Source organism: Devosia sp. P2_G7, assembly GCF_056403495.1.
On the sequence record NZ_JBFUFI010000021.1, the window covers coordinates 23,074 to 33,699 of the forward strand.

The 10,626-nt window shown below is 64.8% G+C and carries 9 protein-coding genes; 3 read left to right on the forward strand and 6 right to left on the reverse strand.

Annotation, left to right across the window (positions count from 1 at the left end; all coding sequences use genetic code 11):
* Positions 1–163 precede the first annotated feature (163 nt).
* From AC1DWU_RS22570 to AC1DWU_RS22580, 3 genes are all read right to left on the reverse strand, one after another.
* On the reverse strand, positions 164–1,051 hold the full coding sequence (locus AC1DWU_RS22570; protein ID WP_477152268.1) for an SH3 domain-containing protein: 888 nt from the start codon (positions 1,049–1,051) through the stop codon (positions 164–166).
* 201 nt (positions 1,052–1,252) lie between these two features.
* Positions 1,253–2,230 carry an NAD(P)-dependent alcohol dehydrogenase gene (locus AC1DWU_RS22575; protein ID WP_477152269.1) on the reverse strand — a complete coding sequence of 326 codons (978 nt, stop codon included), beginning with the start codon at positions 2,228–2,230 and terminating at the stop codon, positions 1,253–1,255.
* Positions 2,231–2,306: 76 nt separating this feature from the next.
* A complete protein-coding gene (locus tag AC1DWU_RS22580) occupies positions 2,307–3,821 on the reverse strand; it encodes a cupin domain-containing protein (protein WP_477152270.1) in 1,515 nt (504 codons plus the stop codon).
* Positions 3,822–3,955: 134 nt separating this feature from the next.
* Between AC1DWU_RS22580 and polA the strand changes: the two genes are divergently transcribed.
* Complete coding sequence (gene polA, locus AC1DWU_RS22585; RefSeq protein ID WP_477152271.1) at positions 3,956–6,871, forward strand: DNA polymerase I; 2,916 nt, start codon at positions 3,956–3,958, stop codon at positions 6,869–6,871.
* A 248-nt stretch (positions 6,872–7,119) separates the two neighbouring features.
* On the opposite strand, the gene AC1DWU_RS22590 is transcribed toward polA, so the two are convergent.
* From AC1DWU_RS22590 to AC1DWU_RS22600, 3 genes are all read right to left on the reverse strand, one after another.
* Entirely contained in the window at positions 7,120–7,455 is a 336-nt protein-coding gene (locus tag AC1DWU_RS22590) for a TfoX/Sxy family protein (protein ID WP_477152272.1), read from the reverse strand.
* Positions 7,456–7,611: 156 nt separating this feature from the next.
* Positions 7,612–8,475 carry a hypothetical protein gene (locus AC1DWU_RS22595; RefSeq protein WP_477152273.1) on the reverse strand — a complete coding sequence of 288 codons (864 nt, stop codon included), beginning with the start codon at positions 8,473–8,475 and terminating at the stop codon, positions 7,612–7,614.
* Positions 8,476–8,477: 2 nt separating this feature from the next.
* On the reverse strand, positions 8,478–9,515 hold the full coding sequence (locus AC1DWU_RS22600; protein WP_477152274.1) for a type I restriction enzyme HsdR N-terminal domain-containing protein: 1,038 nt from the start codon (positions 9,513–9,515) through the stop codon (positions 8,478–8,480).
* Between the two features lie 122 nt (positions 9,516–9,637).
* Between AC1DWU_RS22600 and AC1DWU_RS22605 the strand changes: the two genes are divergently transcribed.
* Together AC1DWU_RS22605 and AC1DWU_RS22610 are read left to right on the forward strand one after the other, a co-directional pair.
* Positions 9,638–9,898, forward strand: coding sequence for a DUF2171 domain-containing protein (locus AC1DWU_RS22605; RefSeq protein WP_477152275.1), 261 nt, complete (start codon positions 9,638–9,640; stop codon positions 9,896–9,898).
* Positions 9,899–9,971: 73 nt separating this feature from the next.
* A complete protein-coding gene (locus tag AC1DWU_RS22610; RefSeq protein ID WP_477152276.1) occupies positions 9,972–10,337 on the forward strand; it encodes a hypothetical protein in 366 nt (121 codons plus the stop codon).
* The last annotated feature ends 289 nt before the right edge of the window (positions 10,338–10,626 follow it).

The following is a 10,626-nucleotide window of genomic DNA, read 5'->3' on the forward strand; positions in this document are numbered from 1 at the left end:
ATGACTCGGGGCATTGCGATCTCCATGGGCTTCACGTGCGGGTGTTAGAGCACGGGGCGGAGGGGGTGGGCAAGCTGCCGGCAGACGGCCCCTCCCGGCCTCCCCCATGAAGGAGGAGGTGAAGCGTCGGGGCTGTGGCTCGATGGTGCCAGGGCGCGGCGCGCTAGTTCAGGTAGTCCTTGTAGACCCAGCCGGTGCGGCCCTGGTCGTCGGTGATCTTCAGCCAGCCGCGCTGGTTTTCACCGACCATGACCTTCTCGCCACCGGCGAGGCCGAACACCCTGCCGTTCGACTTGCCGGGGCCGGAACGTACGTTGACGCCAGCGCCCGCCACAGTGCGGGTGTCGCCCGCCGTTGCAACCTCGACCTTCTTGGGCTCAGGCTCCGGTTCCGCTACAGGCTCCGGCTCGGCGACCGGCTCGGCTTTCTTGGCCGGCTCGGGCTCAGGCTCGGCCTTCGGAGCGGACTTCGCCACCTCGGCGAGCTTCTGCTGCGCCTCGGCCTTCACATTCGCGGCGGTTTCGGCAGAGTTCTCGGCAAAGGCGGCAACGTCGAGCGGGGTCGGACGCTCGAGCGGCTGCACCGGCGTTTCGCCGGTGGCGATGGCGCTCGCGGCTTCCGCGGCGGTTTCGTCGTCCTCGGGCACCGGCGGTCCGGCGCCGTCGCCCTCGGCGTAGGTTTCGGCATCGGCTGCAGCGTTGGCCGCAGCACCGGCGAGCCAGCCGGCATCGTCGGAGGCAAGCGCCACGAAGGTATTGCCGATCATCTGGTCGACGCGCTGCGCCTTAACGATGCCTTCCGGCACCTCGGGCGTCTTGTTCATCGGAACCTTGGTGACGGGAGCCTCGGCCACCGCGGGCTCTGTCATGGCGACCTCGGTCACCGTGGCCGCCGGCGTTGCCGCCAGGGCGGTATCGGCAGCAGCCGGGGCAGCCTCCGGCGCGATGCTGGCCACGGTCGCCGGCGCGTTGCCGGCAAAGCATCGGTCCAGTCCACCGCATTGCAGGCCAAACAGAATCGCAGCAATGGCGCCCACGCCGACGATCGCCATGGCCGGCACGCCCACGCGGCCCAGTACCTGCTGAGATGTCGCCCAACGCGGAAGTTTCGCGACGAGCTTAAGCTTATCGAATGCCCCGTTCATGCCGGCACTATGATTAAGAAGCTTGTGGAAACTTCGTCCCGAAAGCGACTCAAATTGGGCAATGCCTTGACGGGCCCGGGATTGCCATGATTGCCGGCACGAAGCACCTCAGGCTGCTGCCAGCCTGAGGACGACGCTGCCGCGCTTGCGCCCCGTGTCCACATAGCTGTGCGCCTCAGCCACCTGATCGAGCTCGTAGGTCCGGTCGATCACCGGCTGCATCGCGCCGATTTCCGCCAGCTCCATCTCGAAGGAGACATCCTCGGGCTTGGGCTTGAAGCTGATCGGGATCACCCGCTTGCCGCTCCTGCGGCTGTTCTTGCCGGCCTGCAGCATGCTTTTGAGGTCGGCAATGACCAGCAGCAGCGCCCCGCCGGGCTTCAGCGACTTCTCCGCCCGCTCGAACGGCGCGTTGCCGACGCAGTCGAAGATCACGTCGTACTGCTTGCCGTTGGCGGCGAAATCCTCGGTCTTGTAGTCGATGACGTGGTCGGCCCCGAGCGAGCGCACCAGCTCGGCGTTACCGCCGCTGGTCACCGCCGTCACCGTGGCGCCGAAATACTTGGCCACCTGCACGGCGGCCGTGCCGACGGCGCCCGACGCACCATTCACCAGCACTTCGTCGCCCGGCTTGATGGTGCAGCGCCGGATGCACTCGGCGACGGTGTGACCGCCGAAGACCAGCGCCACGGCGTTCTCGAAGCTCCAGCCCTCAGGCTTGAGCACCATCGCCTCAGTCTCTTTCAGCGTCACATACTCCGCGTGCCCGCCGAACTTCATGCCCGTCAGCCCCACGACGTCGTCGCCCACCTTGAAGCGCGTCACGCCCTCGCCCACCGCCTCGATGGTGCCGGCAAAGTCCATGCCGAGGATTTTCTTCCGCGGCGAAAAGATGCCGATGGTCAGCGGACCGAAGAACTCGAGCCCCTTGGGCAGGTCACGGGTGCGCATCCGGTAGTCGCCGACGCTCACCGTCGCGGCATGCACCCGCACCAGCACTTCGCCGGCCTTCGGCAGCGGCTTGGGCAGTTCCTCCACCCGCACCACTTCCGGCCCGCCAAACGATCGATAGACAGCTGCTCGCATCCCAAGCCCCCAGCATCGCGATGACGAAGAGATGGGGAGGCGCAGATGAAATGCAATCTGTGGCGCGCAGGCCGGACTAGCGCCGCGGTCTGCTGCCGAGGCGGTGTTGCAGCCGGGCCAGCCCGGCGAACGGACTTGGCCGGCCGTCGAGCTCGAACACCAGGTACCTGGCCGGTTCGGTTCCGATCGCGCGGATCCCGTGCGGCTTGCCGGCCGGATGATAGAGCAGCGCCGGGGCCGACACCGGGCGCCCCAGCGTCTCGACGCTGCCCGAGAGCAGCACGATTGCCACGTCATAGCGATCGGCATGCGGCTCATAGCCTTCGCCCGGCCCGAGCATGCTGGCATGGGCCTGCAGCCGCCTGAGCCAGCGAGTGCGCACCTGCCATAGTGGTCTACCAATCCCCGGCTCGGCGGATCGTATCGCGTCGCCGGCCTTGACGAAGGCGCGTGGCGCGGCGCGGGAGGCCCGCGGCTTGCCGTAGTTGACCCACTTCAGCATCGTATAGAGCAGCGGGCCATCACCGACGTTGGCCAGCGTGTGATGCACATAGGCCGGATAATAGGCGAAGTCACCCGGCCCCATCCGCGCGCGCTCGGCGTTCGTGGTTTCCGCCGCATCGTCAGCAACGTGCAGCTCCGCCTCGCCGGCCACGACGACGAGGATCTCCTCCTCGATGTGCTGGTGCGGCGGATGCGGGCTGGCGCCGGGCGCAAGGATCGAGCTGTGGCATTCGATGTCGCTGACCGCCGGGGTCCCGCCCCAGAAGTGCGGGAACGAGGCAAAGTCCTTGCCGACCGCTGCCGAGACGCCCGGCAACAGGTGTGCACCGTTGCCGATAGCCTTGGAACGTCGCGGGGCGCGGACGATCCGGTTGACCCCCGGCTGGCCCTTGCCGCTGACCACCACCACCGGCGGCTTGCGGGAGCGGTGGAACTCCACCGGCCAGTTGAAGCCCTTCGGGATCCGTACCGGGCGATCGGCCCGCGCATACTGGATCAGCAGCGCCGTACGCACAGATTTTGTCTTGTTGTGCGAGCCGTGCCAGATGCGACCATCGAACACCAGGGCCTGCCCGTCATGCACCTCCGGCTGGACGATCTCGGCCGCCGCGTCGTGCTGGCGCGCCGCGGCAAGCGTCGTCTCGTCCGTGCTGTGCTCCCGCTTGATGCCGGCGCGGTGGTTCAGCTGCTGGATGGTGACGCCATAGCGGTGCGAGCCGGGCACGAACTTGAGGCCCGACGAGCGGTCGGTGTTCTCGAGCCCGATCCACACCGTGGCGAACCCGCCTTCCGGCGTCATCGACTCGACGTCGGTGTGGAACGGGTGGACGTCGCTCTCGGCCTTGACGATCAGCGAAGCGCCCCAGAGCACGATGTCGTCGCCGAGCGCCGGCCGGATCAGCTCGAGGATGCGCGGGTCGGTCGCCACCCGATGGAAGGCCGGGCTCGCGGCGGCCCAACCCTTCATCCAGGTCTTCGGCCTGCCCACTTCGGCGCGGAAACCCGACAATATCCGCGCGCACTCCTCGGCGTCGAACACTCCAACCGGCCCGGCATACCCCGCTTCTTCCAGCGCTTGTTTAGTCACGGCAACTCCCAGACTCCTGGCCGGACCATGCCCTCGCTCGCCGCGGCGGTGCAAGTCTCGTGTCAGCGTTCGTCAGGGTTCATCCCCGGCGGCTTCTCGGCTAAGGTCCGGCCCCGAACATCCGGAATCGTTTCATGCATCTCGTTCTCGTTGACGGCTCAGGCTTCATCTTCCGGGCCTTTCACGCGCTGCCGCAGCTTACGCGCAAGAGCGACAAGCTGCCGGTGGGGTCGGTGATCGGCTTCTGCAACATGATCTGGAAGCTCACCGAGGACCTGTCGGGGGACGATAAGCCGACGCATATGGCGGTGATCTTCGACTATTCGTCGAAGACTTTCCGCGACGAGATCTATGCCGACTACAAGCAGCAGCGGCCGCCGGCGCCGGAAGAGCTGGTGCCGCAGTTTCCGCTGACCCGCGCCGCCACCCGCGCCTATGGCCTGCCTTCGATCGAGATGGAGGGCTATGAGGCCGATGATATCATCGCCACCTACACCGCGCTGGCGCGTGATGCCGGCGGCAAGGTGACGATCGTTTCGTCGGACAAGGACTTGATGCAGCTGGTGGAGCCGGATGGCTCGGTGCGGCTGCTCGACACCATTCCGCGCCCCGGACAGCCGCCTTTGCGCTGGATTGGCTCGGATGAAGTCTATGCAAAGTTCGGCGTTGGACCGGAGAAGGTCATAGAAGTCCAGGCGCTTTGCGGCGATGCGGTGGACAATGTCCCCGGCGTCCCCGGCATCGGGGTGAAAACCGCGGCCGAGCTGATCAACACCTACGGCGATATCGAGACGCTGCTCGCCAACACGGCGCAGATCAAGCAGCCGAAGCGGCGCGAGGCGCTGGAGCAGAACGCCGAGCTCGCCCGTATCTCGAAGCGCCTCGTCACCCTCAACCGCGAGACCCCGGTCGAGCTGCCGCTCGAGGACCTGGTGCGCCAGCCGGTCGAGCCCGGAAAACTCTTCCCGTTCCTCAAGGCGATGGAGTTCTTCGCTATTTCGAAGCGCCTCGGCGTGCTGCTCGATGCCGATCCCGAGGCCTGGCCGGCCGATCCGGAGCTGGCGGCGAAGCCCGCCGAGCCGGTGGGCTTCGACAACAATGCCCGGGCCGAAGCGCGTGCTGCGCGGCAGAGCGCCGAGGGCCGCGCCGATTCCGCCCCGGTGCTGCATGCCAAGCTCGAGCACGAAAAGATCAAGGCGATCCCGCTCGATCATTCGAAATACGAGATCATCCGCGACGCCGCGCACCTCTCGCGCTGGATCGACGACGCCTACGCCACCGGCATCGTCGCCACCGACACCGAGACCACCGGCCTCGACAACCAGACCGCCGACCTCGTCGGCATCTCGTTCTCGACCGCCCCGGGCAACGGCGCCTACCTGCCGCTCGGCCATACCGAAGGCCAAGGCGATATCTTCGGCGGCGGCATGGCCGAGGGGCAGATGGACCTGCGCGCCGCGCTCGAGCAGCTGAAGCCGCTGTTCGCCGATCGCTCGATCCTCAAGCTCTTCCACAACGTCAAATACGACCTCGGCATCCTCAACCGCTACGGCATCGAGGTGCGCTCGTTCGACGACAATCTGCTGCTGAGCTATTCGCTCGATGGCCCGCAGTTCAACACCATGGGCGAGCTCTCCGATCACTGGCTCGGCCTCGCCGGCATGTCGATCAAGGACCTGATCGGCACCGGCAAGACGCAGAAGACCTTCGCGCAGGTCAGTATCGAGGACGCGGCGAAATATGCCGCCGAGGATGCCGATCTCACCTTCCGGCTGTGGAAGGTGCTGAAGCCGCGGCTGGTCGCCGAGAACATGACCAGCCTCTACGAGACCATCGAGCGGCCGCTGGCGCCGGTGCTGGCGCGCATGGAAGGCCGCGGCATCACCGTCGACCGGCAGATCCTCTCGCGCCTCTCCGGCGATTTCGCCCAGCGCGCCGCGGCGCTCGAAGCCGAGGCCTATGAGCTCGCCGGCTCCAACTTCAATCTCGGCAGCCCCAAGCAGCTCGGCGAAATCCTGTTCGACCGCATGGGCCTGCCCGGCGGCACCAAGACCAAGACCGGCGCCTGGTCGACCGGTGCGGATGTGCTCGAGGAGCTGGCGACGCAGGGCATTCCGCTCGCCCGCACCATCGTCGACTGGCGGCAGCTGACCAAGCTCATGGGCACCTATACCGATGCGCTGCCCAGCTACATCAACCCGCGCACCGGCCGCGTCCACACCACCTATTCGCAGCACTCGGTACTAACAGGAAGGCTCAGCTCGAACGATCCGAACCTCCAAAACATCCCGGTGCGCACCGAGGATGGCCGGAAGATCCGCACCGCCTTCGTCGCGCCCAAGGGCAAGATCCTGATCAGCGCCGACTATTCGCAGATCGAGCTGCGCGTCCTCGCCCACATCGCCGACATCCAGGCGCTGAAGGATGCGTTCGAGGAGGGCCTCGACATTCACGCCATGACGGCGTCCGAAATGTTCGGCGTGCCGGTCGAGGGCATGCCGAGCGAAATCCGCCGCCGCGCCAAGGCGATCAACTTCGGCATCATCTACGGCATCTCGGCCTTCGGCCTCGCCAACCAGCTCGGCATCGAGCGCTCGGAAGCGGGCGAGTACATCAAGACCTATTTCGCCCGCTTCCCCGGCATCCAGGACTACATGGCCGAGCAACGCCGCAAGGTGAAGGCCGACGGCTATGTGGAGACCATCTTCGGGCGCAAGGTGAACTTCCCCAACGCCAACTCATCGCACCCGGCCGAGCGCAGCTTCGTCGAACGCGCCTCGATCAACGCCCCGATCCAGGGCTCCGCCGCCGACATCATCCGCCGCGCCATGATCCGCATGGAGCCGGCGCTGCAAGCCGCCGGCGTCGACGCCACGATGCTGCTGCAGGTCCACGACGAACTGATCTTCGAGGTGGACGAGGGCAAGGAAGAGGGCGCCATCCCGGTGATCGTCAAGACGATGGAAATGGCGAGCGAACCGGCAGTGCGGCTGAGCGTGCCGATCAAGGTGGACGCCGCCGCGGCACGGGATTGGGACGGGGCGCATTAGCGCACTGAGACCTTTCCCCTGAGGCGCTCTATTGGGCACCCACCTTCCCCCATCCACGGCGTCACCCCGGCGAAGGCCGGGGCCCATCCTGAGATGCTGCAGTGAAGCGCATAACGGCCCCGCTGACGGACGACGCTAGCCGCGAGGTGACGTGCGAGCTGTGCTCCGCCGAAGCCCCTCAGGATGGGCCCCGGCCTTCGCCGGGGTGACACTGTGGTTAAGGTGACTCGAGTGCCCTAGACTGACCTTCAAGAGCCCTTCTTCGCCTTGGGTTTTGGCATCGGCAAAGCCGCAGTCGTCACGCGCACCAGTTCGGCCATCCAGTCCGCATCGTCCCAGCGCTCGCCGGCAATCCGAAAGCTCGGCTTGGCGCCGGTATAGGCCGGCTGCTCGTCTGCCGCGTCGCCAAGGAAGGCCCGGCCCTCCGGCGTCGGCTTGAGGTAGAACTGGTCATCACAGACCAGCGCAACGATCTTGCCGTCGCAGTAGAGCCCGTACTCGCCGAACATCTTGCGGGCGGAGACGGACCCGGCGTCGGCGAGCTGTTCGAGGATGTAGTCGATGGTGGAGGGTTGGGTGGACATGGGTATCGTTTCCAGGAGCTCCAGGGTTGGGCAAGGAAGACGAATGATCCTAGTGATCGTCAAGACGACGGAGGAATGCCGGTATCGGCTCGCGTCCACCGTTCCCATTAAGGTGGGCGCGCTAGCTGTCCGGGGCTGAAGGCCCCGGTGTAGCTCTCAGGCTGTCGCTGATCCAATCTTTGGCTGGGGCCAGGCAGTCTGTGAATCCAAGGCTTTATCGCTGGCGGAGTTCAGTCGATCCGTCACGATCTCTGGGCGTATCAAGCGCACCAGCTGCACCAAGTGAACCAATAGCCGGACCAGCCTTTCATGCCGAAAATCCCGGCCATCCCCTTTGGGATCGGCGATAAAGTTGAGCATGATGCGACACAGCCGATGAATTTGCTGATCGTCGCCTTCCACGCCATCTCTGAACCGGCCGTATCCCATGATCGATCGCGTCCCCCCACGTTCTTCGATCATGGCTTCACCGATAGCGCGAAGCTCTTCGCGAAAGATCAGCGCATCATGCCACTCCTCCCAGTTCACGTGCGTATTGATGTGACCATCCGCAATATCGGACCGCACCGAGGTTAGCGCCTCCTGCAATTCACGTGTGCGCTTCTCGTCACCAATTCGAAGAAATGTGGTCTCCTGTCTGTAGAGTTCTAGCCAGCCGAAGAAACACGCGAATCTATATAGAGTGCTGACCATCTTGTAGTGCATATAGTAGGGGTCCGACGCGTCGTTACCAATCTGACGGTCGGGTCTGAGATCAAACATGGGCCGAGACAGATAGTCCGTCGGGTTCTGATTAATTATCTCGAGCAGCCGATTGGCCAGTTCCACCGCAGATGCAGCTAGGGGATCGCGGAAGCGGTCGTAGGCGGCCACTCGATCTTGGTGGCGCTTCCAGCGCTCAAGAGAGCGCGCGAAGAAGAAGTCCTTTGCGATCGTTGCAATTAGCGATCCGATTGCTGCGACAAGCGCGCCAACGACGGAAAGGCCGAGCCATTGCGATAGTGTAATTTCTTCCAGCATCACTACAGGTATCCCGCCACCACCGCCTTTATGGGGTCGCGAAGCGTGAAGATATCCTCTACTCCCGCTACGTCGTGCCTTGTCCCCTCCTTACCTGCCCCGAACACCGTCACAAACTTCCCTTTCCCATTGAAGTGCAGCCTCGCAATCGGCTTCCGGTTGTTGTCGTCGAACAGCACCGCGCAGTAGGACTGCGCGTCCCGCATCACGATCCGTGACACTGGCGCCACCTCCGCCGCGATGGCGCGGATGATCTTGAAGCCCTGTAGTTCCTCGTCGGTCGTCTCGACCTTGGCCTCGTTCACTTCCGGGAGCTTCTCGTCCTTGCCGCCGTCGAACGCCACATCGATCCGCTTCAGAGCGCGCTGGCGGAAAAGGTCGTCGAACGCCCGCTTCACGATTGGCTTCAGCGTCTCGACCACCGATGCGCGCAACTGCCCTTCGTAGAAGTCGCGAGCCACCATCCGGACGAACTCCTCATCGGGGTTGGCCCACTGCTTCTCGATGAAGGCCATCGCGCCGCGCAGGTACTTCAGTGACGACGCCGCCGCTTTGATGTTCTCAATCGCGAAGTTGTTCTTGTGGAACTTCTCCAGCTCACGCAGGTCGTTGTCGTCATAGGACAGGAGGTCGAACTTGAAGAACGGGTTGGCGTCCATCTTGTTGGGCGCCTCAAGGTCGGCAAAGAACCAGATTTGCAGCCCGTTGGTCAGGATGCCGATGTTCGCATCGCAGGCGTGATAATACCGAAACAGCTGGCTGTACTGCGCGTCGCGCAGGCTGACCGACACCGATTTCGCCTCGACCAGATACTCGATCTGACCACCGATCTTGATGGCGTAGTCGATCTTCTCGCCCTTCTTCAGGCCGACATCGGCGACGTACTCCGGAATGACCTGCGTTGGATCAAATACATCAAATCCGAGAACGCGCAGGAACGGCATCACAATGGCGTTCTTAGTGGCTTCCTCTGTTTGAGCTATCGCTTGCGCACTAATGGCACGCTTCGCCAGATCGGCGACATCATCCTTAAATGTCATTTATTCCCCCTGCCCCGAGCGAATACATGACTCCGATTGTCGAACGTCTGCAAGTGGAACGGTTCCGCATCCATCCCACCCCTCCCGCGTTCCCCCTGCTCCACCAACAACGGAGCAGTCCCATGCAGAACCTTTCCTCTATTCGTGAGCACATGGAAGTCATCGGCGCCGATGGGGTGCATGTGGGGATCGTCGACAAGGTCGAAGGTGCCCGGATCAAGCTGACCAAGGCCGAGGCCCCCGGCGGCACCCATGAGGATCATCACCACTACGTGCCGGGCGTGCTCGTCGCCAGCGTCGAGGGCGACAAGGTCCGGCTGTCGGCCGACGCCGCGAACGCCGAGCTGTTCGAGGAAGAAGAAGACGGCAAGCTCCGCCACTGAGGCGGCTGCCGGATCAATCCCCGCGGGCGAAGGCGGCTTTATCCTCGGTGGTCCTGATCACCGAGGATATTTCATGCCCGAAGCCACCCCGTTCACCCCACCGCATCGCCGGCGCCGTCCGCGCCGGGCAAAGCGCCATGTGCCGACCCCGCGCCTCCGGCAGCGCCTCGACTGGGCGATCGAGGAGCTCGAGCGCTGGACCGGGCTGCTCTGGGCCCCGAACGGACGGCTCGAATGGCTCGAGCGGGAAGACCCCGCGAAAATCGCCACCATCCTCCACCTCGCCCGCCGCGCCGCCGCCCGCGAAACCCGCACCGACTGGCTGCCCACCTGGCCGGATGACGCTCGTATCAGCAACCGGGACGCCGAGCCGCTGGTCGGCCGCGCGCTGAAGGCGCTGCGGCTGATCGCGGAGATGTATGAGGTGCGCGCAGGGTGACGTGGGCACCGGCCCCTCTTCATCTCCCCCCTTGCGGGGGAGAATGGAATTTCTTGGGCTTGGCTTCTTCGCTAAGCCTTAGAAATTCCAAGAGGGGGGACGTTGGGGGCACGGTAGCTCGACACCCGGCCGCACGCACTGCCGGAGCGTGTTGCACCCCCCACCCTTGATCCCTCCCCGCAACGGGGGAGGGAGACAACTGCCGCATCAAAGAAAATCCGCACGAAGTAATCCCCCCACTCCCGCACCCATGCGATTCTGCCCCCGTCACCCACACGGGCGCGGTCGC

Excerpts from the sequence above, each read along its gene's own strand:
- AC1DWU_RS22595 (WP_477152273.1), bottom strand. The coding sequence starts at position 8,475 with ATGCTGGAAGAAATTACACTATCGCAATGGCTCGGCCTTTCCGTCGTT.
- polA (WP_477152271.1), top strand. The coding sequence starts at position 3,956 with ATGCATCTCGTTCTCGTTGACGGCTCAGGCTTCATCTTCCGGGCCTTT.
- AC1DWU_RS22590 (WP_477152272.1), bottom strand. The coding sequence starts at position 7,455 with ATGTCCACCCAACCCTCCACCATCGACTACATCCTCGAACAGCTCGCC.
- AC1DWU_RS22575 (WP_477152269.1), bottom strand. The coding sequence starts at position 2,230 with ATGCGAGCAGCTGTCTATCGATCGTTTGGCGGGCCGGAAGTGGTGCGG.
- AC1DWU_RS22570 (WP_477152268.1), bottom strand. The coding sequence starts at position 1,051 with ATGGCGATCGTCGGCGTGGGCGCCATTGCTGCGATTCTGTTTGGCCTG.
- AC1DWU_RS22610 (WP_477152276.1), top strand. The coding sequence starts at position 9,972 with ATGCCCGAAGCCACCCCGTTCACCCCACCGCATCGCCGGCGCCGTCCG.
- AC1DWU_RS22605 (WP_477152275.1), top strand. The coding sequence starts at position 9,638 with ATGCAGAACCTTTCCTCTATTCGTGAGCACATGGAAGTCATCGGCGCC.
- AC1DWU_RS22600 (WP_477152274.1), bottom strand. The coding sequence starts at position 9,515 with ATGACATTTAAGGATGATGTCGCCGATCTGGCGAAGCGTGCCATTAGT.